The sequence below is a fragment of the Flexivirga meconopsidis genome (genome assembly GCF_026162425.1).
Taxonomy (GTDB): domain Bacteria; phylum Actinomycetota; class Actinomycetes; order Actinomycetales; family Dermatophilaceae; genus Flexivirga; species Flexivirga meconopsidis.
Window position 1 is genome coordinate 534,275 of record NZ_JAOBQJ010000003.1, and the last position, 18,543, is coordinate 552,817.

The following is an 18,543-nucleotide window of genomic DNA, read 5'->3' on the forward strand; positions in this document are numbered from 1 at the left end:
GCTACTCCTCCGAGATCGTCATCGATGCGAGCCGCTGGCCGGCGAGCACGATGCCGAGCACGAGTGCGACGAGGGTGGCCGCCACGGCATACCAGATCGACACCGGTGGGTTGTCGTCGATCGCTGTCGAGATGTGCTGGATGGCGGAGGTGCCCCACGCCCGCGGAGACAGCCACTTGACCGGCGAAAACAGTGACGCGAGAGTGGATTCCCAGATCAACCAGAAGAGCAGGCAGCCGATGATGCTGCGCTTCATCGTGGTCGCGAGTGCGGTGAAGACACCGACGTAGGCGACCGTCGCGATCAGTGCGCCGACGAGGCCGGCCAGCGCCATACGGTCGTCGGTGCCGCGCAGGATGAGCCCGGCCACGAGCATCGGCAATGCGGTGAAGACCACGCCCGCGCCGAGGGTGACGATCGCCTTGCTGGCGATGATCGAGACGCGCGAGACCGGTTTGGTCAGCAGGTAGATGATCGACCCGTCGTCGAACTCCGAGTTGATCAGCGTCGTCGTCGCCACCAGCGCGACCACCGGCACGGCGACGCCGATGCCGAAGTTGCGCAGCAGTTGTTCGGCCGTGTTGGCAGTGACGTCACCGGAATTGGCCTGTCGGATGACGACGGCGAGAGCCACGAGGATGACCGGCATGGCGACCATCAGCCACACGCGGGCGCGACCGAACAATGACCGGAGGCCGAGCCGGAGAATCGGGAGGCTCATGCAGGGTGCTCCATTATGCGTTCACCAGGTAACTGAAGACGCTCTCGAGCGACTCGTCGGTCGGGGTCAATTCGACAATGCGGATGTCGTGCTGCGAGGCGATCCGGGGCAGCGCGTGTGCGAAGGCCCCGAAGTCGTCGGCTTCGACCTCCAGCACGTCGTTGCTGCGCAGCCGCGCGCCGCGCACCGATTGTTCGCCGAGCAGCAGGGTCGCGAGCCTGCGGTTGTCGGAGCTGCGCACGACATACCGATTGGGCCGGTCGGTCATCAACCGTCGTATGGCGGCGAAATCCCCACTGGCCGCGTGTCTTCCGGCGACCACGACCTCCACCTGGCGGGCGATCTGCTCGACCTCCTCCAGGATGTGCGAGCTGAAGACGATCGTCCGGCCCTGCTGCGCGAAGTCGGTGAGCAGCCCCATCATGTGCCGGCGCTGGATCGGGTCCATGCCGTTGAACGGCTCGTCGAGCAGCAGCACCGGCGGCTGGTGCACCAGTGCGGAGGCGACCTTGATGCGCTGTTTCATGCCCTTGCTGTAGGTCGAGATCTTCCGGTCCGCGGCGGCCGCCATGTCGACCAGCCCGATCGCGTGCTCGGTCGCGGTGCCCGGTTGCGGCACCTGCTGTAGGTCGGCGTTCAGCCGCACGAACTGCGTGCCGGTGAGGAAGTCGTAGAGCGACTCCTGGACCGGCACCAGGCCGATCTTGCGGTAGATCTGGACGTTGCCGCGGGTCGGTTCGCCGTCGATGGTGACGGTGCCGGTCGACGGCGGGAGCAGCCCGGCCATCATCGACAGCAGCGTCGACTTGCCGGCGCCGTTGGGGCCGAGCAGGCCGGTGATGCCGGGGGAGAGCTGCATCGAAACGTCATTGACCGCAACGACATTGCCGTACCAGCGGGACACATCGGTCAGGACGAGATCACTCATGAGATCGGGCCTGACGTCCTCGGGGCGGTCACAGGGACGCCGCTTTCCGGATGCGCTCCACCAGCACCCAGCTCGTGCCGATGACCCAGATCAGGGCAACGATGATGAACACTAGGGTCCAGCCGGTGCTCGGATGCGGGATGGCCGGGGTCGGTGTCGGCTGGTCGAACAGTCCGCTGATCAGCTCCGCGACCAGCGTGAACGGGTTGAACATCGACGCGATCATCGCGGCGGACTTGTTGCCGGTCTCGTAGACCGCTCCTTGCGCGATCGTGACGATCCCCGAGGTGAGCATCAGCGCCACGATCACGGCGACCACGGCGAGCCCGGACCGGGTGGTGATCGCCGAAACCATGCCGCTGAAGGTCGCCAGGATCAGGGACAGCACCAGCACCCCGACGATCGCGGCGAAGAAGTTCTTGGTGTGCTGGGAGCGGTCGAGCCCGGAGGAGAGCGCTGCGGCATACCAGATCACCATCGGGACCGCGATCACCGCGAACAACGCGGTGGTCAGCGCCGCAAGCCGCACCAGCACGTAGGTCGAGCGGTCGAGCGGTCGCGCGAAGTAGAGCACGATCGTCCGATAGCGCAGGTCGCGCGCGAACAGCACCGGTGCCTGCGATGCAGCGAAAACCGTGATCAGCAGCTGTGTCCAGTAGGGGTAACCGAAGTAATTGGAAAGCGGCGCAAAGTAATTCGCCTGGTCACCGAGCGACATCCGCTTCAGCTGTATGGCGAGGCCGGCGAGCACGAGGGCCGGGATCAGCATGAGCGCGGCGACCAGGAAGGGCATCACCTTCGACTTGTTCGACCGGCCGAGGCCGAAGCAGTGTCGCAGCGAGGTCAGGTAGAGCGACAGCGCGATCGCGCCCGTGCTCTGCCGACGGCCGGTGAACGTGCGGTAGCCGATGTCGTGGATGACGCTCTGCCGTGGGGTGCTCATGCGGAGACTCCCGTCGGCGCTTGGTGGAAGACTTCCTCGAGGCTGTGGTGCACCTCTTGGATGCGCACCAGCCCGAGCCCCTGAGCGACGACGACGTCGCGGATGACGTCGAGCGTCTCGGGGCGGTCGAGGCGCACTTCGATGCGGTCGCCGACCGGCCACGCCTGGATGCCGCGGTCGACCAGCGCCTGCCCGACCACCTGGTCGCTGCCTGGCGGGCCGAGCACCTCAACCAGGACGTTGCCGGTGGTGTGGGTCAGGTCGGTCGTCGGCGAGGCGCGCAGGAGCCGGCCGGCGTCGATGACCACGACGTAGTCGACGGTGCGCTCCAACTCGCCGAGCAGATGGCTGGTGACCGCGACCGAGATGCCGAAGTCGTGACCGATCCGGCCGATCAGGTCGAGCATCTCGTCGCGCGCTCGCGGGTCGAGGCCGTTGGTGGGCTCGTCCAGCAGCACCAGCTGTGGGCTGTGCACGATCGCCTGCGCCAGCTTGGCCCGCTGTTTCATGCCGGTGGAGTAGCCGCCCATCGCCCGGTGACGCTCCTCGGCGAGGCCAACGTGTCGCAGCACGTCCGAGGTGCGCTCGCGCGCGGCATTGCGGGGCAGTCCGGACATCATCGCCATGTGCATGACGAACTCGGCTGCCGACACGTCGGCCGGCAGGACGTCGTGCTCGGGCATGTAGCCGACCAGCTCACGCACCTGGGCGCCCTGTGTCACCGGATCCATGCCGAGCACCCGGACACTGCCGTCGGTCGGTGTCAGCAGCCCGAGCAGCACCTTGATCAGCGTCGACTTGCCGGCGCCATTGACGCCGACGATGCCGGTGATGCCTTCGGGGATGCTGAGCGTCAGGTCGTCGAGCGCGCGCACCCGCGGGTACTGCTTGGTCAGGCGCTGCGTGTCGACGACCCCCATGCGCGTCACCCTAACGAGCTTCGGCGCGTGGCTCCCGTCATACAGCCGGAATGTCGACCTCGAGGTCGTCCAGCGGGAACGGCGGCTGCCCGGCACCGGTGATGTGCAGGCTGCCCCACGGGGTCAGCTCCGACACCCGGCCAGGGGCAGGAGTGCCACCGGCGTGTACGACGATCTTGGCGCCCGGCGTGAGGCCTTCCGCGGCGGCGACGTGCCCCTGCCAGTGGTACTGGCCGTCGGTCGGCTGCATTGCGCCGGCCAGCTGCGCCTGCACGGTGATGCGCTCGCCGTCCGGCAACTCGATCTCGACCGGGCCGTACCAGGCGGCGTCGAGCAGACCCGGCTGCGCGTAACCGAACCACAGGTCGTCGCGTCGCGGGTGGCCGGCGTGCCCGACCTGCGGGATGCGCCGGGCGCGCTGCCACGGGAGGCGGCGCCGCTCGGTAACCCGCGGCCAGTCGGAGGTCGAGCGCGGACGGTCGGTCTCCAGCTGCACGGCCTCGCGCACGTCGACCGAGATCCTCGGTGACCCGCATCAGCTCGAGGGCCTCGGCGACATACGAGAGGGCCTCACGGTCGCGCACCACGAACAGGTTGGGGAAGCCGCTGCGCTGCACGCCGCGGTAGAGACGGCCCTTCTGCAGCACGTCGTGCAGGAACTGACCGTCCCGGCCGGTGACGGTGGCGACCTCCGGGCCACCGACCAGCACGACCACGCCGGCGCCGACGCCGTCGACCAGCCAGTGGTCGTCCTCCCACGCGGCGGTGGGTGCGGTGTCGTTCGTGGCGTCGGTGCGACGCACCTGGACCTGGTCGAGCTGCTCGACCGTGTCGGCCGCGCGCGAGGTGCTGAGCGCGTCGGCGCCGATTAGATTGACGGTGATCACGGCAGGAATCCCGCCTTGCGCCAACCCTTTTCGGCGAGCGGGCCCATGAAGCCGGTCTCGCGCAGGAAGCCCGCGAGGTCTGCGAAGCCCTCCTGCTTCATGGCGTTGTAGTGCGGGTTGGCGCGCGCGATCTTCGCGCACTGGTCGCCGTCGAGGCCGGCCCTGCGGTACATCGCCGGGTTGGTCAGCCACTGGTTGAACAAGATGGCGACCGCGCCGTGCGCATTGGCGAGGAAGTACTTCTCCCGCTTGTCCTTGGTGTGGGTACGACGGCGAAGTCCGTCACGGGCGAAGCTGATGTGGCGGGCTTCCTCGGTGACGTGGATGCGCATCAGCCGCGACACGATCGGCTGCAGCTGCGGGTCGTCCAGGCCGCGCCGCTGCATCGCGTCGAAGATCTCCTCGCCGACCAGCGCGAAGAGCCACAGTGCCGATCCGTGCAGGGTGAACGGCAGCAGCCGCAGCACGCGGCGGTTGAGCTCGGACATCCGATAGACGCGGGCACCGCAGCGGTCCACCACCTTGGCGAACATTGCCATGTGGCGGCACTCGTCGCCCATCTCGGTCAGGGAGTACTGCGCCTCCTGGCCGGCCGGGTCCTTCTCGGTCAGCCGGTGCAGCAGTGCGAGGTCGAGCAGCGTCTCGAACCAGAGGCCGACTGACAGGACGTTGGCCATCTCCTCGCGGGAGACGTCGATGCGCTGCTGCTCGGTCAGTGACTCCCAGAACGGCGTGCCGTAGAGAGTGAGGAGCGTCGGCGGGAGGAAGTACTTGCCGTCCTCCAGCGGTGCGTCCCAGTCGATGTCGACGATCGGGGCGTAGGAACGGCGGACCGACCCCTTCAGAAGGCGCTCGGAGACGGTCTCGCGGTCGGGCGACTGCCGGTCGGCGGAACGGCCGGTGGTGGGCTCGAGAGTTGTCGTCATACTCCGCAGCGTACCGTCGGTAACATCTGAATACCAGTGGTACGAGGAGTTTGCTACCGTCATACCTCTGATGCCCGAGACCACGCCCTGGAATCGCGCCCGCGAAGCGCAGCGCAAGACGCAGCGCAGCGCGCGCCGCGTCGTGCTGGTCGACGCCGCGATCGCGGCGATCGAGGCCGATGGCCCGGACGTGAGCGTGGCGCAGATCGCGCGCACCGCCGGAGTCACCAAGCCCGTGCTCTACCGGCAGTTCGACGACAAGGACGACCTGATGCGCGCCGTCGGGGTGTCCGAGGGCGAGCGCATCCTGGCGGCGATCCGCAAGGAGCTGAACGCGCCTGGCGCGTCCTCGCTCGAGGTGGTGACCCGGGCGGTCGATGCGTTCCTGCACGCGATCGATCAGCACCCCCAGGTCTACCTGGCGATGATGCGCCGCCGGTCCGGTGACGACGTACGTCTGACTCAGCAGGGCGTGACCGACTACCTCTACCGGCTGATCCACGAGGTCTTCGTCTCCAGCGGCATCGACGCCGCCGGCGCGCAGACCTGGGCGCACTGCATCGTCGCGATGGGTGTCGCCGCCGGAGAGCTCTACCTGTCGACTCCCGAGCAAGCCGCGCGCGACCGCATCGGGCAGCAGGTCACCGATCTGATCATCGGGGGCCTTGCCGGCATCGCCGGTTCGTCGGGCGTCGAACTCGACGCCGTCGCAACGGGATTGGGGCGCGCGTTCAGCGGCGCGAGCTGAGCTGTCAGGGCGCAACCGACCGGTTCATCTTCGCGACAAGTTCCGGCGCGCGGACGAGCGTGTCTCGGTCGATGTGGTGACGCTGAATCTCGATGACGTCCCGGATGAGGTCCAGCGCGTTGTGCTCATTGCTAGCCTCGACGCTTCAACGGGTATGACGTTCGGTGGCGCCGCCCCCAGATGCCTGACTGATTCGCTTCTGCTCGGCCGGCGCGCATCTCGTAAGCGGAAGTGCGCGCGTCACGGGTGCTTGCGGCTTCGTGATTGACGTCCGTGAGTGCCGACTGACGTCCGTCGCAACGAGTGACGGTCGTGCACGGACGTCACTCGTTGCCGCGGGCGTCACTCGGCGAGCGGCACCGTCACTCGGCGAGCAGGCGCGTGACTGAGTGCCGGGTGCCCGCCGGGGCGTGTGCGCAGCGTCATACACCTCGGCTCCGCCTCGATTTGGCGCATGCTGCGGCCTCTGGCACACTGGCCAGGTTGCTTGACGCGCAGTGATCACGCGTGTGCCGATGACTCGGAGGGATTCGAGGCCGGCGCGCGGCGGAACTGCCGCCCCGAAAGCATGTCGATCCGGCCCTGGTGCCGAGGGTCGGATGAGGTCGGGAAGCGCAAGCTGCAGGTGCGAAACCATGCGGTATCGCCCGGCCAACCACGCCAGATATGTCGGCGTCGTGCTGCGGAGCACACGCGACACACCCGAGCGCGGGGGTCGGTTCGGATCGTTGGAATCACGCCAAACCAGACCTAAGTAGTAACTGAAGTACGGCGAGAGAGAGACACGGGCGAATGGCGGGACAAAAGATCCGCATCCGACTGAAGTCGTATGACCACGAGGTCATCGACAGCTCGGCGCGCAAGATTGTCGACACGGTGACTCGTGCCGGTGCAACGGTTGTCGGCCCGGTGCCGCTGCCGACGGAGAAGAACGTTTTCTGCGTCATCCGTTCACCGCACAAGTACAAGGACAGCCGCGAGCACTTCGAGATGCGCACCCACAAGCGGCTGATCGACATCGTTGACCCGACCCCGAAGGCCGTCGACTCGCTCATGCGTCTCGACCTGCCGGCGGACGTCAACATCGAGATCAAGCTCTGACGCCCGGGAAGGAATGACTCGCAGTGACACACACAACTGAGCGCTCCGTCAAGGGCGTCCTGGGCGAGAAGCTCGGCATGACCCAGGTGTGGGACGAGGCAGGCCGCCTCGTGCCCGTCACCGTGGTGCAGGCCGGCCCCTGCGTCGTGACCGCGGTCCGCGGTGAGGACGAGGGCTACCACGCGGTGCAGATCGGCTACGGCGCGATCGACCCCCGCAAGGTGAACAAGCCGATGACCGGCCACTTCGAGAAGGCCGGTGTGACCCCGCGTCGCCACCTCGCCGAGATCCGCACCGCGGACGCCGCCGACTACCAGCTCGGCCAGGAAGTGACCGTCGAGACCTTCGAGCCGGGCCAGCGCATCGACGCGGTCGGCACCACCAAGGGCAAGGGCTTCGCCGGCGTCATGAAGCGTCACGGCTTCAAGGGCGTCAGCTCCTCGCACGGCGCGCACCGCAACCACCGCAAGCCCGGTTCGATCGGTGGCTGCGCCACCCCGGGCCGCGTCTTCAAGGGCATGCGTATGGCGGGCCGCATGGGCGGCGAGCGCCAGACCACCCAGAACCTGACCATCCACGCGGTCGACGCCGACAAGGGCCTGCTGCTGATCAAGGGTGCCGTTCCCGGTCCCCGCGGCGGCATCGTCCTGGTCAAGTCAGCCGCGAAGACCGCCGTCAAGGAGGCCTGAGCCAGATGACGACCGTTGACATCGTCGCGCCGAACGGCGCGAAGGCGGGCACCGTCGAGCTGCCGGCCGAGATCTTCGACGTGCAGACCAACGTGCCGTTGATCCACCAGGTCGTGGTGGCCCAGCTCGCGGCTGCTCGCCAGGGCACCCACTCCACCAAGACCCGCGGCGAGGTCCGCGGCGGTGGCAAGAAGCCCTACCGCCAGAAGGGCACCGGCCGCGCCCGCCAGGGCTCGACCCGTGCGCCGCAGTTCGCCGGTGGTGGCACCGTCCACGGCCCGAAGCCGCGGGACTACGCCCAGCGCACCCCGAAGAAGATGAAGGCTGCCGCTCTGCGCGGTGCCCTCTCGGACCGGGCGCGTCACGGCCGCATCCACGTGCTGTCGACCGTGGTCGAGGGTGAGAAGCCGTCGACCAAGGCCGCGGCCGCGCTGCTCGGTGGCCTGACCGACCGCAAGAACCTGCTGGTCGTGCTGGCCCGTGGCGAGGAGAACGCGCTGCTGTCGGTGCGCAACCTGGCCGACGTGCACATCCTGTTCGCCGACCAGCTGAACACCTACGACGTGCTCTGCGCCGACGACCTGATCTTCACCCAGCCCGCGCTCGAGGGCTTCCTCGCGCGCACCTCGGGTGCCGAGCAGGCCGCCCCGGCCGCTGCGCCGGCGAAGGCCACCGAGGCGTCGGCTCCGGCCGCGACCGCCGAGGTCGCCGACGGTGGCTTCGGCGCCGACTCGGCCACCCCGCTGGCCGACGGCGCGTCGCCCGACCCGGCCGTGTTCTCGGTGAAGGGCAACAAGGACTCGATGAAGTACCACGTCCCCGGTTCCCGTTGGTATGACGCCACGGTCGCCGAGGTGTGGTTCAAGACCGCTGAGGCCGCCGAGGCCGCCGGGTTCGTCCCGGCCGGTGGCGCCGCAGCGCAGCAGACCGAGAAGGACAAGTGATTTCGGTTATGACGCAACTGGGCAAGAACCCCCGCGACATCCTTATCGCGCCGGTCGTCTCGGAGAAGTCCTACGCCCTGCTGGACGAGGGGAAGTACACCTTCCTGGTCGACCCGCGGGCGAACAAGACCGAGATCAAGATCGCCGTCGAGGAGATCTTCGACGTCAAGGTCGCCTCGGTCCACACGCTGAACCGGCAGGGCAAGACCCGTCGCACCCGCTTCGGCACCGGCAAGCGCAAGGACACCAAGCGCGCCATTGTCTCGCTCAAGGAAGGCGCGATCGACATCTTCGGCTCGCAGAGCTGACCGTCGAACCGCCCGAATAAAGAAGACTGACAAGGACTTTCACTCATGGCTATCCGCAAGTACAAGCCGACGACGCCAGGGCGTCGCGGCTCGAGCGTGGCCGACTTCGCTGAGGTCACCCGCTCGACGCCCGAGAAGTCGCTGGTGCGTCCCCTGCCGAAGACCGGTGGTCGTAACTCGTCGGGTCGCATCACGACCCGGCACATCGGTGGCGGGCACAAGCGTGCCTACCGCGTCATCGACTTCCGTCGCCTCGACAAGGACGGCATCCCGGCCAAGGTCGCGCACATCGAGTACGACCCCAACCGCACCGCCCGCATCGCGCTGCTGCACTACGCAGACGGCGAGAAGCGTTACATCATCGCGCCGACCCGGCTGAAGCAGGGCGACACGGTCGAGAACGGCGCCTCCGCCGACATCAAGCCCGGCAACAACCTGCCGCTGCGCAACATCCCGACCGGTACGGTCATCCACTGCATCGAGCTGCGGCCCGGTGGCGGTGCGAAGATCGCCCGCTCGGCCGGTGCGCGTGTGCAGCTCGTGGCCAAGGACGGCCCCTACGCCCAGCTGCGTATGCCGTCCGGCGAGATCCGCAACGTCGACGTCCGCTGCCGCGCGACGGTCGGCGAGGTGGGCAACGCCGAGCAGAGCAACATCAACTGGGGTAAGGCCGGCCGCATGCGGTGGAAGGGCAAGCGCCCGACCGTCCGCGGTGTCGCGATGAACCCGGTGGACCACCCGCACGGTGGTGGTGAGGGCAAGACCTCCGGTGGTCGCCACCCGGTCAGCCCGTGGGGTCAGGCCGAGGGCCGCACCCGTCGCCCGAAGAAGGAGAGCGACAAGCTCATCGTGCGTCGCCGTCGTACTGGAAAGAAGCGGTAAGAGATGCCCCGTTCATTGAAGAAGGGCCCCTTCGTCGACGACCACCTCGCCAAGAAGGTGGAAGCCCAGAACGAAGCCGGCACCAAGAACGTCATCAAGACCTGGTCCCGCCGGTCGATGATCACGCCCGACATGCTCGGCCACACGCTGGCCGTGCACGACGGCCGCAAGCACGTCCCGGTCTTCGTGACCGAGTCGATGGTCGGCCACAAGCTGGGCGAGTTCGCGCCGACCCGGACCTTCAAGGGTCACGAGAAGGACGACCGGAAGGGACGGCGTCGCTGACATGTCCACGACTGAGAACACGAGCCCCACGGTTGCGGCCAAGGCACAGGCGCGGTTCGTCCGCGTGACGCCGATGAAGGCCCGCCGCGTGGTCGACCTGGTGCGTGGCAAGAACGCCCAGGACGCGATCAACATCCTCACCTTCGCGCCGCAGAGCGCGAGCGAGCCGGTGCTGAAGGTGCTGAACAGCGCCATCGCCAACGCCCGGCAGAAGGCCGACGCGCAGTCGGTGGCCTTCGACGAGCGCCTCCTCGTGATCGACGAGGCGTATGTCGACGAGGGTCCCACCATGAAGCGGTTCCGGCCTCGTGCGCAGGGTCGCGCGAGCCGAATCCTCAAGCGCACCAGCCACATCACGTTGCACGTTGCCCAGCCCGAGACGAAGAAGCAGGAAGGACGAGCCTGATATGGGTCAGAAGGTCAACCCGAACGGTTTCCGTCTCGGCATCACCACGGACCACAAGAGCCGTTGGTTCGCCGACTCGTCGAAGCCGGGTCAGCGCTACCGCGACTACGTCAAGGAAGACGTCGCGATCCGCAAGTTGATGTCGACCGGCATGGAGCGAGCCGGCATCAGCAAGGTCGAGATCGAGCGCACCCGTGACCGCGTGCGCGTCGACATCCACACCGCCCGCCCGGGCATCGTCATCGGTCGCCGCGGCGCCGAGGCCGACCGCCTGCGTGGTGCGCTGGAGAAGCTCACCGGCAAGCAGGTGCAGCTGAACATCCTCGAGGTCAAGAACCCCGAGACCGATGCGCAGCTGGTCGCCCAGGGCATCGCCGAGCAGCTGTCGGCGCGCGTGAACTTCCGTCGCGCCATGCGCAAGGGCATGCAGACGGCCGAGCGCGCCGGTGCCAAGGGCATCCGGGTCATGGTCTCGGGTCGTCTGAACGGCGCCGAGATGAGCCGCACCGAGTTCTACCGCGAGGGCCGCGTGCCGCTGCACACCCTCCGCGCGAACATCGACTACGGCTTCTACGAGGCCCGCACCACCTTCGGCCGCATCGGCGTGAAGGTCTGGATCTACAAGGGTGACCTCACCGCCAAGGAGCTGGCGCGCGAGCAGGCCGCCGCACCGAGCCGTCCCGCCCGTGGTCGTCGTGACGACCGCCGCGGTGAGCGCGGTGGCGCGCGTGGCCGTCGCGACGGCGGTGCTGCCCAGCGCAGCACCGACGCGCCGCTCGAGGCGCCGGTCGCCGAGGACGCAGTCGTCGAGGGCGCCGCGCAGGCTCCCGCCGAGGCGACCACCGGAGGAGCTGAAGCCTGATGTTGATTCCCCGTCGTGTGAAGCACCGCAAGCAGCACCACCCCAAGCGTGGTGGCGCCGCGAAGGGCGGCACCGCCGTCTCGTTTGGTGACTACGGCATCCAGGCACTGGAGCCGGCATACGTCACCAACCGGCAGATCGAGTCCGCTCGTATCGCCATGACCCGCTACATCAAGCGTGGCGGAAAGGTCTGGATCAACATCTACCCGGACCGTCCGCTCACCAAGAAGCCGGCCGAGACCCGCATGGGTTCCGGTAAGGGTTCGCCCGAGTGGTGGGTTGCCAACGTCAAGCCGGGCCGCGTCATGTTCGAGCTGTCCGGTGTGTCCGAAGAAGTTGCTCGCGAGGCGCTGCGCCTGGCGATGCACAAGCTGCCGATGAAGTGCCGCTTCGTCGCGCGTGAAGGTGGTGACCTCTGATGGCAGTGGGATCTGCAGACCTGACGCCGGCCAAGCTGCGTGAGCTCGACGACGAGGCTCTGTCGGCCAAGCTGGGCGAGGCCAAGCAGGAGCTGTTCAACCTGCGTTTCCAGTCGGCCACCGGCCAGCTGGAGAACAACTCCCGGCTGCGTGCGGTCCGCAAGGACATCGCCCGCATCTACACCGAGCTGCGTGAGCGTGAGCTCGGCATCGGCCGCGTGCAGGAGAAGGCCGAAGCATGAGCGAAGAGAGCAAGGGACAGGCAGTGACCGAGGAACGTGCCGGCAAGACCGACGGCGAGCGCAACTACCGCAAGACCCGCCGCGGCTACGTCGTCAGCGACAAGATGGACAAGACCGTCGTTGTCGAGGTCGAGGACCGCGTCAAGCACGCCCTCTACGGCAAGGTGCAGCGCAAGACCGCCCGCGTGAAGGCGCACGACGAGCAGAACTCCTGCGGCGTCGGCGACCGCGTGCTGCTCATGGAGACCCGGCCGCTGTCGGCGCAGAAGCGCTGGCGTGTCGTCGAGATTCTCGAAAAGGCCAAGTAATCGTCCGTATGACGGGGGCCCGCGGCTCCCGTCATACGAACCACCGAAGAAGAAGTTCCATCAGGCTTGCGCGCCCGAGGGCGGCAAGAACCGATGAGACAGGAGAAGAAACGTGATCCAGCAGGAGTCGCGACTGCGCGTCGCCGACAACACCGGTGCCAAGGAGATCTTGTGCATCCGGGTGCTCGGTGGCTCGGGACGTCGCTACGCCGGCATCGGTGACACCATCGTGGCGACCGTCAAGGACGCCATCCCGGGCGGAAACGTCAAGAAGGGCGATGTCGTGAAGGCCGTTGTCGTGCGCACCCGCAAGGAGCGCCGCCGCCCGGACGGCAGCTACATCAAGTTCGACGAGAACGCCGCGGTCATCCTCAAGAGCGACGGTGACCCGCGCGGCACGCGCATCTTCGGCCCGGTGGGCCGCGAGCTGCGTGACAAGCGATTCATGAAGATCATCTCGCTCGCCCCGGAGGTGCTGTAAGCCATGGCAGGCAAGCCGAAGATGAAGATCAAGAAGAACGACCTCGTGCAGGTCATCTCCGGTAAGGACAAGGGCCTGCAGGGCAAGGTCATCTCGGTCGACCCCGAGCGTCAGCGCGTGCTGGTCGAGGGCGTCAACCGGATCACCAAGCACGTCAAGGCCGGTCAGCCCGGAGGTGGCGCTGGTGGCATCGAGGTCACCGAGGCGCCGATCCACGTGAGCAACGTGATGGTCGTCGACCCCGAGTCCAAGAAGCCGACCCGCATCCGCATCCGCGAGGAGCAGGTGGAGCGTGACGGCCGCACCAAGACCGTCCGCACCCGGGTTTCGGTGCGGTCCGGAAAGGACCTGTAAGAGATGACCGCGACCACGAACGAGAAGGTGGCGCCCCGTCTCAAGGCGCGCTACCAGGACGAGATCAAGAACAACCTGCAGAGCGAGTTCAACTTCGCCAACGTCATGCAGGTGCCGACGGTGACCAAGGTCGTCGTGAACATGGGTGTCGGCGACGCCGCCCGTGACTCCAAGCTGATCGACGGCGCGATCCGGGACCTCGCGGCGATCACCGGCCAGAAGCCGGCGGTCACCAAGGCCCGCAAGTCGATCGCGCAGTTCAAGCTGCGTGAGGGCATGCCGATCGGCGCGCACACCACGCTGCGCGGCGACCGCATGTGGGAGTTCCTCGACCGCCTGGTGTCGATCGCGCTGCCGCGCATCCGCGACTTCCGCGGCCTGTCGCCCAAGCAGTTCGACGGCAACGGCAACTACACCTTCGGTCTGACCGAGCAGTCGGTGTTCTACGAGATCGACCAGGACAAGATCGACCGGGTCCGCGGCATGGACATCACGGTCGTCACCACTGCGAGCAACGACGACGAAGGCCGGGCCCTGTTGAAGCAACTCGGCTTCCCTTTTAAGGAGAACTGAGCATGGCGAAGAAGGCCCTGGTCAACAAGGCCAACAAGAAGCCGAAGTTTGAGGTTCGCGCCTACACCCGCTGCCAGCGGTGCGGCCGCCCGCACTCGGTCTACCGCAAGTTCGGCCTGTGCCGGATCTGCCTGCGCGAGATGGCGCACCGCGGCGAACTGCCCGGCGTCACCAAGTCCAGCTGGTGAGCCAGGTATGGCGAGGGCCCGCCCTCGTCATACCTGCGCCTCCAGCGCACCCCTGCATAAACCACGTAACAACTACACCGAAGGTCCGGCCACGGAAGTGACCAGAAACCACGGTGAGAAGGGCAAGAGCCCAACATGACGATGACCGACCCGATCGCGGACATGCTGACCCGCGTCCGGAACGCCAACTCGGCGCACCACGACTCGGCGACCATGCCGCACAGCAAGCTCAAGGCGCACATCGCCGAGATCCTCCAGGCGGAGGGTTACATCTCCGGCTTCCGCGTCGAGGGCGAGGGCGTCGACAAGACGCTCACCATCGACCTGAAGTACGGCCCCAACCGGGAGCGCTCCATCGCCGGCGTCCGCCGCGTGAGCAAGCCCGGTCTGCGGGTCTACGCCAAGTCCACCAACCTGCCCAAGGTGCTCGGTGGCCTCGGCGTTGCCATCCTGTCCACGTCGTCCGGCCTGCTCACTGACAAGCAGGCGGCGACCAAGGGCGTTGGCGGGGAAGTCCTCGCCTACGTCTGGTGACCCGGAACAGATAAGGAGTTAACGAGATGTCGCGAATCGGACGTCTTCCCGTTCCGGTGCCCAGTGGTGTCGAGGTGACCATCGACGGCCAGGCCGTCGCGGTCAAGGGCCCGAAGGGTCAGCTGGAGCTGACCGTGCCCGCCCCGATCACCGTGGCCAAGGGCGAGGACGGTGCGATCAACGTGTCGCGCCCCAACGACGAGCGTGAGTCGCGGGCCCGCCACGGGCTGACCCGCAGCCTCATCAACAACATGGTCGTCGGTGTGACCGACGGCTTCACCAAGAAGCTGGAGATCCACGGCACGGGTTACCGCGTGGTCGCCAAGGGCTCGGACCTGGAGTTCGCGCTCGGCTACAGCCACCCGATCCTGGTCAAGGCTCCCGAGGGCATCACCTTCGCCGTCGAGAACCAGACCCACTTCTCGGTGACCGGTGTCGACAAGCAGCAGGTCGGTGAGGTCGCCGCCAACATCCGCAAGCTGCGCAAGCCCGACCCGTACAAGGCGAAGGGTGTTCGCTACGAAGGCGAGCACATCCGCCGCAAGGTCGGAAAGGCTGGTAAGTAAGCCATGGCAAAGATTGTGAAGCGCTCCACGAGCAAGGCCGCCGCGCGCTCGCGTCGCCACCTGCGGCTGCGCAAGCGGGTCGCCGGCACCGCCGAGCGTCCCCGCCTGGTCGTGACCCGCTCCTCGCGGCACGTCTTCGTGCAGGTCGTCGACGACACCGTCGGCAAGACCGTCGCGTCGGCGTCGACCATGGAGGCCGACCTGCGTTCCTTCGACGGCGACAAGACCGCCAAGGCCCGCCGTGTCGGCGAGCTGGTCGCGGCCCGCGCCAAGGAGGCCGGTGTCGACTCGGTCGTGTTCGACCGGGGCGGCAACAAGTACGCCGGTCGCGTGTCCGCGATCGCCGACGGCGCCCGCGAAGGTGGGCTGACGCTGTGAACGCACCCCACGAAGTCCTCGCTCCGCAGGCTCCGCTCGGTACTTCGCGGGGACCCCGCCGCAATGAGGGCAAGATTTTCACAATGATCGAGAGGAAGCACTGATGCCTGGACCCCAGCGTCGAGGCGCTGCAGGCGCAGCCGGCAGCAACTCGAACAACGAGAACAACAACGACCGTCGCGGTGGCCGCGGCGGACGTGACGGCGGCCGCGACAACCGTCGCGGCGGCGACGACCGCAACCAGTATCTGGAGCGCGTCGTCACCATCAACCGGGTGGCCAAGGTCGTCCAGGGTGGTCGTCGCTTCAGCTTCACCGCGCTCGTGGTCGTCGGTGACGGCCAGGGCACCGTCGGTGTCGGCTACGGCAAGGCCAAGGAAGTCCCGGCCGCCATCGCCAAGGGCGTCGAGGAGGCGAAGAAGAACTTCTTCCGCGTCCCGATGATCGGCGGCACCATCCCGCACCCGGTGCAGGGTGAGGCCGCGGCGGGCGTCGTCCTGCTGCGTCCGGCCAGCCCCGGTACCGGTGTCATCGCCGGTGGCCCGGTGCGTGCGGTGCTGGAGTGCGCCGGCATCCACGACGTGCTGAGCAAGTCGCTCGGCTCGGACAACGCGATCAACATCGTGCACGCGACCGTCACGGCGCTGCAGGAGCTGGAGCGGCCCGAGGCCGTTGCCGCTCGCCGCGGTCTGCCGCTGGACGAGGTGGCCCCGGCCGCCATGCAGCGCGCGATGGCGGAGGCTGCCGCCTCGGCCAGCAGCGAGAAGGCAGGTGCCTGATGGCGACGTTGAAGGTGACCCAGGTCAAGTCGGAGATCGGCGGTAAGCCGCAGCACCGTGAGACGCTGCGCTCGCTCGGTCTGAAGAAGATCGGTCAGACCGTCGAGAAGCCGGACAGCCCGGAGTTCCGTGGCATGGTCCGCGCGGTGGCCCACCTGGTCACCGTTGAGGAGAAGTGATGGCTGAAGAGAAGACGCACGCACTGAAGGTGCACCACCTGCGTCCGGCTCCCGGTGCCAAGACCGCCAAGACCCGCGTGGGTCGCGGTGAGGGCTCCAAGGGCAAGACCGCCGGTCGCGGCACCAAGGGCACGAAGGCGCGTTACCAGGTGCCCGAGAGCTTCGAGGGTGGGCAGACTCCGCTGCACATGCGGCTGCCGAAGATGCGCGGTTTCAAGAACCCGTTCAAGGTCGAGTACCAGGTGGTCAACCTGGACAAGCTCGAGAGCCTGTTCCCGCAGGGCGGCGACGTGACCGTCGCCGACCTGGTGGCCAAGGGCGCGGTCCGCAAGGGCCAGCCGGTCAAGGTGCTCGGCACCGGTGAGATCACCGTCAAGGTGAACCTCACCGTGGAGAAGTTCTCCGCCTCGGCCAAGGACAAGATCGAGGCTGCGGGCGGCTCGGTCACCACTGCGTGACGCCGGCCACCGCACACGCGTGAACGCCCCGCGGGGGCACGAGACTCCACACGGGGCTCGTAACTCCCGCGGGGCGTTTGGCACATCCCGGGCGTTCGAGAGGACGCCGCAGCAGGTAATCTCACCCTCGTGCCCTGCGCCAGTCCTGGGCGCCGCACACCGCACGCCTTAAAAACCGGCCGCCCGATCGTTCGGGCAGCCCAGGAGGATCCACGTTGCTCACCGTCTTCGGCCGCGCGTTCCGGACGCCGGACCTGCGGAACAAGATCTTGTTCACGCTGGCGATCATCGCGATCTTCCGGCTGGGTTCGCACGTGCCCGCTCCAGGCATCAGCTACCAGGCGGTGCAGGCCTGCCAGAAGGCGGCCAGCGGCAACCAGTCGCTGCTCGGCCTGGCCAACCTGTTCTCCGGCGGTGCGCTGCTGCAGCTGTCGATCTTCGCGCTCGGCATCATGCCCTACATCACCTCCACGATCATCGTGCAGTTGCTGACGGTGGTGATCCCGAAGTTCGAGCAGCTGAAGAAGGAGGGCCAGGCCGGTCAGACCAAGATGACGCAGTACACGCGTTATCTCACGATCGCGCTGGCGATCCTGCAGTCCTCGACGCTGGTCACCGCGGTGCACAACAACCCGCAGTCGCTGCTCGGCAATGCCCCGGCGTGCGCCAACATCATGTCCGACGGCGCGATGCCGACCCTGATCATCATGGTGCTGACCCTGACCGCCGGCACCGGCCTGATCATGTGGCTCGGTGAGCAGGTCACCGAGAAGGGCGTCGGTCAGGGTATGTCGATCCTCATCCTCACCTCGGTCGCGGCGCAGGTGCCGGCCCAGATCTGGTCGATCCGCGAGCAGGGCTGGGGCAAGTTCTTCCTGGTGGTCGCGATGGGACTGGTCATCCTGACCGTCGTGGTCTATGTCGAAAACTCGGTGCGCCGCATCCCGGTGCAGTATGCCAAGCGAATGATCGGCCGCCGGATGTATGGCGGGACGTCCACCTACATCCCGCTCAAGGTCAACATGGCCAACGTGATCCCGATCATCTTCGCCAGCTCGCTGCTGTCGCTGCCGGTGATGGTCGCGCAGTTCACCAACCCGCAGACGTCGACCAACCCGGCCGACTGGGCGGTCTGGGTCTACAACAACCTGGCGCGCAGCGACCACCCGTCATACATGATCGTCTACACGCTGCTGGTGCTGTTCTTCACCTTCTTCTACGTGTCGATCACCTACCAGCCGGACGAGGTCGCCGACGGCCTGAAGCAGTCGGGTTCGTTCATCCCCGGCGTGCGCGCCGGCAAGGCGACCGCGCAATACATCAACTACGTCCTCACCCGGATCACCGTCGGTGGCGCCATCTACCTGGCCATCCTCGCGCTGATCCCGTTGATCGCCTTCGCGTTGGTCGGCGCCAACCAGAACTTCCCCTTCGGTGGCGCGTCGATCCTGATCCTCGTCGGAGTCGGGCTCGACACCGTCAAGCAGATCGACTCCAAGCTGCAGCAGCACCACTACGAAGGGTTCTTGCGATAA

The 18,543-nt window shown here is 67.3% G+C and carries 30 protein-coding genes; 24 read left to right on the plus strand and 6 right to left on the minus strand.

Annotated features, from left to right (window positions below):
* Position 1: 1 nt before the first annotated feature.
* From N2M23_RS12255 to N2M23_RS21005, 5 genes are read right to left on the minus strand one after another with little or no spacing between them, the layout of a single operon-like run.
* Complete coding sequence (locus tag N2M23_RS12255) at positions 2-721, minus strand: ABC transporter permease (protein ID WP_265445857.1); 720 nt, start codon at positions 719-721, stop codon at positions 2-4.
* Between the two features lie 13 nt (positions 722-734).
* On the minus strand, positions 735-1,649 hold the full coding sequence (locus N2M23_RS12260; RefSeq protein WP_265445858.1) for an ABC transporter ATP-binding protein: 915 nt from the start codon (positions 1,647-1,649) through the stop codon (positions 735-737).
* A 28-nt stretch (positions 1,650-1,677) separates the two neighbouring features.
* A complete protein-coding gene (locus N2M23_RS12265; RefSeq protein WP_265445859.1) occupies positions 1,678-2,592 on the minus strand; it encodes an ABC transporter permease in 915 nt (304 codons plus the stop codon).
* Positions 2,589-3,512: an ABC transporter ATP-binding protein gene (locus N2M23_RS12270; RefSeq protein WP_265445860.1), complete on the minus strand. Its 924-nt coding sequence runs from the start codon at positions 3,510-3,512 to the stop codon at positions 2,589-2,591. The genes N2M23_RS12265 and N2M23_RS12270 overlap by 4 nt, the downstream gene beginning before the upstream one ends.
* Positions 3,513-3,549: 37 nt before the next feature.
* Positions 3,550-4,020, minus strand: coding sequence for a DUF4873 domain-containing protein (locus tag N2M23_RS21005; RefSeq protein WP_265445862.1), 471 nt, complete (start codon positions 4,018-4,020; stop codon positions 3,550-3,552).
* Positions 4,021-4,162: 142 nt separating this feature from the next.
* Here N2M23_RS21005 and N2M23_RS12280 point away from each other — a divergent pair, with 142 nt between their 5' ends.
* The gene (locus tag N2M23_RS12280) at positions 4,163-4,384 is read left to right on the plus strand and encodes a hypothetical protein (protein ID WP_265445863.1); all 222 of its coding nucleotides are present in this window, start codon (positions 4,163-4,165) and stop codon (positions 4,382-4,384) included.
* An 11-nt stretch (positions 4,385-4,395) separates the two neighbouring features.
* Here N2M23_RS12280 and N2M23_RS12285 read toward each other — a convergent pair whose 3' ends face one another.
* Positions 4,396-5,325 (minus strand): AurF N-oxygenase family protein, encoded by a 930-nt coding sequence (locus N2M23_RS12285; protein WP_265445864.1) that lies wholly within the window; start codon positions 5,323-5,325, stop codon positions 4,396-4,398.
* A gap of 70 nt (positions 5,326-5,395) precedes the next feature.
* Between N2M23_RS12285 and N2M23_RS12290 the strand changes: the two genes are divergently transcribed.
* From N2M23_RS12290 to secY, 23 genes are all read left to right on the plus strand, one after another.
* Complete coding sequence (locus tag N2M23_RS12290; protein WP_265445865.1) at positions 5,396-6,073, plus strand: TetR/AcrR family transcriptional regulator; 678 nt, start codon at positions 5,396-5,398, stop codon at positions 6,071-6,073.
* Between the two features lie 792 nt (positions 6,074-6,865).
* Positions 6,866-7,174, plus strand: coding sequence for a 30S ribosomal protein S10 (rpsJ, locus tag N2M23_RS12295; RefSeq protein ID WP_006946210.1), 309 nt, complete (start codon positions 6,866-6,868; stop codon positions 7,172-7,174).
* A gap of 23 nt (positions 7,175-7,197) precedes the next feature.
* Complete coding sequence (gene rplC / locus N2M23_RS12300; RefSeq protein ID WP_265445886.1) at positions 7,198-7,863, plus strand: 50S ribosomal protein L3; 666 nt, start codon at positions 7,198-7,200, stop codon at positions 7,861-7,863.
* Complete coding sequence (gene rplD / locus N2M23_RS12305; RefSeq protein ID WP_265446177.1) at positions 7,860-8,807, plus strand: 50S ribosomal protein L4, sunset domain variant; 948 nt, start codon at positions 7,860-7,862, stop codon at positions 8,805-8,807. The genes rplC and rplD overlap by 4 nt, the downstream gene beginning before the upstream one ends.
* An 8-nt stretch (positions 8,808-8,815) precedes the next feature.
* Positions 8,816-9,115 (plus strand): 50S ribosomal protein L23, encoded by a 300-nt coding sequence (gene rplW, locus N2M23_RS12310; RefSeq protein WP_265445888.1) that lies wholly within the window; start codon positions 8,816-8,818, stop codon positions 9,113-9,115.
* A 45-nt stretch (positions 9,116-9,160) separates the two neighbouring features.
* Positions 9,161-9,997 carry a 50S ribosomal protein L2 gene (gene rplB / locus N2M23_RS12315; RefSeq protein WP_265445890.1) on the plus strand — a complete coding sequence of 279 codons (837 nt, stop codon included), beginning with the start codon at positions 9,161-9,163 and terminating at the stop codon, positions 9,995-9,997.
* A 3-nt stretch (positions 9,998-10,000) separates the two neighbouring features.
* Entirely contained in the window at positions 10,001-10,282 is a 282-nt protein-coding gene (gene rpsS / locus N2M23_RS12320) for a 30S ribosomal protein S19 (RefSeq protein WP_171153410.1), read from the plus strand.
* A gap of 1 nt (position 10,283) precedes the next feature.
* Positions 10,284-10,688, plus strand: a complete 405-nt coding sequence (gene rplV / locus N2M23_RS12325; protein ID WP_265445894.1) for a 50S ribosomal protein L22 — start codon at positions 10,284-10,286, stop codon at positions 10,686-10,688.
* Between the two features lies 1 nt (position 10,689).
* Complete coding sequence (gene rpsC, locus N2M23_RS12330; protein WP_265445895.1) at positions 10,690-11,550, plus strand: 30S ribosomal protein S3; 861 nt, start codon at positions 10,690-10,692, stop codon at positions 11,548-11,550.
* Positions 11,550-11,969 (plus strand): 50S ribosomal protein L16, encoded by a 420-nt coding sequence (gene rplP / locus N2M23_RS12335; RefSeq protein WP_171153418.1) that lies wholly within the window; start codon positions 11,550-11,552, stop codon positions 11,967-11,969. The genes rpsC and rplP overlap by 1 nt, the downstream gene beginning before the upstream one ends.
* Positions 11,969-12,211 (plus strand): 50S ribosomal protein L29, encoded by a 243-nt coding sequence (gene rpmC, locus N2M23_RS12340; protein WP_171153420.1) that lies wholly within the window; start codon positions 11,969-11,971, stop codon positions 12,209-12,211. The genes rplP and rpmC overlap by 1 nt, the downstream gene beginning before the upstream one ends.
* Positions 12,208-12,519, plus strand: a complete 312-nt coding sequence (rpsQ, locus tag N2M23_RS12345) for a 30S ribosomal protein S17 (RefSeq protein ID WP_265445897.1) — start codon at positions 12,208-12,210, stop codon at positions 12,517-12,519. Before rpmC ends, rpsQ begins: the two co-directional genes overlap by 4 nt.
* 112 nt (positions 12,520-12,631) lie before the next feature.
* Positions 12,632-13,000: a 50S ribosomal protein L14 gene (gene rplN / locus N2M23_RS12350; RefSeq protein ID WP_171153424.1), complete on the plus strand. Its 369-nt coding sequence runs from the start codon at positions 12,632-12,634 to the stop codon at positions 12,998-13,000.
* Between the two features lie 3 nt (positions 13,001-13,003).
* Complete coding sequence (gene rplX, locus N2M23_RS12355) at positions 13,004-13,354, plus strand: 50S ribosomal protein L24 (protein ID WP_212755322.1); 351 nt, start codon at positions 13,004-13,006, stop codon at positions 13,352-13,354.
* Between the two features lie 3 nt (positions 13,355-13,357).
* Complete coding sequence (gene rplE / locus N2M23_RS12360) at positions 13,358-13,927, plus strand: 50S ribosomal protein L5 (protein ID WP_265445901.1); 570 nt, start codon at positions 13,358-13,360, stop codon at positions 13,925-13,927.
* Between the two features lie 2 nt (positions 13,928-13,929).
* Complete coding sequence (locus tag N2M23_RS12365; RefSeq protein WP_171153428.1) at positions 13,930-14,115, plus strand: type Z 30S ribosomal protein S14; 186 nt, start codon at positions 13,930-13,932, stop codon at positions 14,113-14,115.
* 135 nt (positions 14,116-14,250) lie between these two features.
* Positions 14,251-14,649 carry a 30S ribosomal protein S8 gene (rpsH, locus tag N2M23_RS12370; protein WP_171153430.1) on the plus strand — a complete coding sequence of 133 codons (399 nt, stop codon included), beginning with the start codon at positions 14,251-14,253 and terminating at the stop codon, positions 14,647-14,649.
* A 26-nt stretch (positions 14,650-14,675) separates the two neighbouring features.
* Positions 14,676-15,215, plus strand: a complete 540-nt coding sequence (gene rplF, locus N2M23_RS12375) for a 50S ribosomal protein L6 (protein WP_265445905.1) — start codon at positions 14,676-14,678, stop codon at positions 15,213-15,215.
* 3 nt (positions 15,216-15,218) lie between these two features.
* Positions 15,219-15,593: a 50S ribosomal protein L18 gene (rplR, locus tag N2M23_RS12380; RefSeq protein ID WP_171153434.1), complete on the plus strand. Its 375-nt coding sequence runs from the start codon at positions 15,219-15,221 to the stop codon at positions 15,591-15,593.
* Positions 15,594-15,696: 103 nt separating this feature from the next.
* Positions 15,697-16,371: a 30S ribosomal protein S5 gene (gene rpsE, locus N2M23_RS12385; RefSeq protein WP_171153435.1), complete on the plus strand. Its 675-nt coding sequence runs from the start codon at positions 15,697-15,699 to the stop codon at positions 16,369-16,371.
* Complete coding sequence (gene rpmD / locus N2M23_RS12390) at positions 16,371-16,550, plus strand: 50S ribosomal protein L30 (protein WP_171153438.1); 180 nt, start codon at positions 16,371-16,373, stop codon at positions 16,548-16,550. Before rpsE ends, rpmD begins: the two co-directional genes overlap by 1 nt.
* Entirely contained in the window at positions 16,550-17,008 is a 459-nt protein-coding gene (gene rplO, locus N2M23_RS12395) for a 50S ribosomal protein L15 (RefSeq protein ID WP_265445908.1), read from the plus strand. The genes rpmD and rplO overlap by 1 nt, the downstream gene beginning before the upstream one ends.
* 215 nt (positions 17,009-17,223) lie before the next feature.
* Positions 17,224-18,543, plus strand: a complete 1,320-nt coding sequence (gene secY, locus N2M23_RS12400) for a preprotein translocase subunit SecY (RefSeq protein WP_265445910.1) — start codon at positions 17,224-17,226, stop codon at positions 18,541-18,543.

Bases quoted from the DNA above. Each gene is read 5' to 3' on its own strand.
- rpsS (WP_171153410.1), top strand. From the start codon at position 10,001: ATGCCCCGTTCATTGAAGAAGGGCCCCTTCGTCGACGACCACCTCGCC.
- rpsH (WP_171153430.1), top strand. From the start codon at position 14,251: ATGACGATGACCGACCCGATCGCGGACATGCTGACCCGCGTCCGGAAC.
- N2M23_RS12270 (WP_265445860.1), bottom strand. From the start codon at position 3,512: ATGGGGGTCGTCGACACGCAGCGCCTGACCAAGCAGTACCCGCGGGTG.
- N2M23_RS12260 (WP_265445858.1), bottom strand. From the start codon at position 1,649: ATGAGTGATCTCGTCCTGACCGATGTGTCCCGCTGGTACGGCAATGTC.
- rpmC (WP_171153420.1), top strand. From the start codon at position 11,969: ATGGCAGTGGGATCTGCAGACCTGACGCCGGCCAAGCTGCGTGAGCTC.
- N2M23_RS12255 (WP_265445857.1), bottom strand. From the start codon at position 721: ATGAGCCTCCCGATTCTCCGGCTCGGCCTCCGGTCATTGTTCGGTCGC.
- rpmD (WP_171153438.1), top strand. From the start codon at position 16,371: ATGGCGACGTTGAAGGTGACCCAGGTCAAGTCGGAGATCGGCGGTAAG.
- rpsC (WP_265445895.1), top strand. From the start codon at position 10,690: ATGGGTCAGAAGGTCAACCCGAACGGTTTCCGTCTCGGCATCACCACG.
- rplE (WP_265445901.1), top strand. From the start codon at position 13,358: ATGACCGCGACCACGAACGAGAAGGTGGCGCCCCGTCTCAAGGCGCGC.
- N2M23_RS12290 (WP_265445865.1), top strand. From the start codon at position 5,396: ATGCCCGAGACCACGCCCTGGAATCGCGCCCGCGAAGCGCAGCGCAAG.
- N2M23_RS12285 (WP_265445864.1), bottom strand. From the start codon at position 5,325: ATGACGACAACTCTCGAGCCCACCACCGGCCGTTCCGCCGACCGGCAG.
- N2M23_RS12265 (WP_265445859.1), bottom strand. From the start codon at position 2,592: ATGAGCACCCCACGGCAGAGCGTCATCCACGACATCGGCTACCGCACG.
- rpsE (WP_171153435.1), top strand. From the start codon at position 15,697: ATGCCTGGACCCCAGCGTCGAGGCGCTGCAGGCGCAGCCGGCAGCAAC.
- rplV (WP_265445894.1), top strand. From the start codon at position 10,284: ATGTCCACGACTGAGAACACGAGCCCCACGGTTGCGGCCAAGGCACAG.
- rpsQ (WP_265445897.1), top strand. From the start codon at position 12,208: ATGAGCGAAGAGAGCAAGGGACAGGCAGTGACCGAGGAACGTGCCGGC.
- rplB (WP_265445890.1), top strand. From the start codon at position 9,161: ATGGCTATCCGCAAGTACAAGCCGACGACGCCAGGGCGTCGCGGCTCG.
- rplX (WP_212755322.1), top strand. From the start codon at position 13,004: ATGGCAGGCAAGCCGAAGATGAAGATCAAGAAGAACGACCTCGTGCAG.
- rplR (WP_171153434.1), top strand. From the start codon at position 15,219: ATGGCAAAGATTGTGAAGCGCTCCACGAGCAAGGCCGCCGCGCGCTCG.
- rplF (WP_265445905.1), top strand. From the start codon at position 14,676: ATGTCGCGAATCGGACGTCTTCCCGTTCCGGTGCCCAGTGGTGTCGAG.
- N2M23_RS12365 (WP_171153428.1), top strand. From the start codon at position 13,930: ATGGCGAAGAAGGCCCTGGTCAACAAGGCCAACAAGAAGCCGAAGTTT.
- rplW (WP_265445888.1), top strand. From the start codon at position 8,816: ATGACGCAACTGGGCAAGAACCCCCGCGACATCCTTATCGCGCCGGTC.
- rplP (WP_171153418.1), top strand. From the start codon at position 11,550: ATGTTGATTCCCCGTCGTGTGAAGCACCGCAAGCAGCACCACCCCAAG.
- rplO (WP_265445908.1), top strand. From the start codon at position 16,550: ATGGCTGAAGAGAAGACGCACGCACTGAAGGTGCACCACCTGCGTCCG.
- rpsJ (WP_006946210.1), top strand. From the start codon at position 6,866: ATGGCGGGACAAAAGATCCGCATCCGACTGAAGTCGTATGACCACGAG.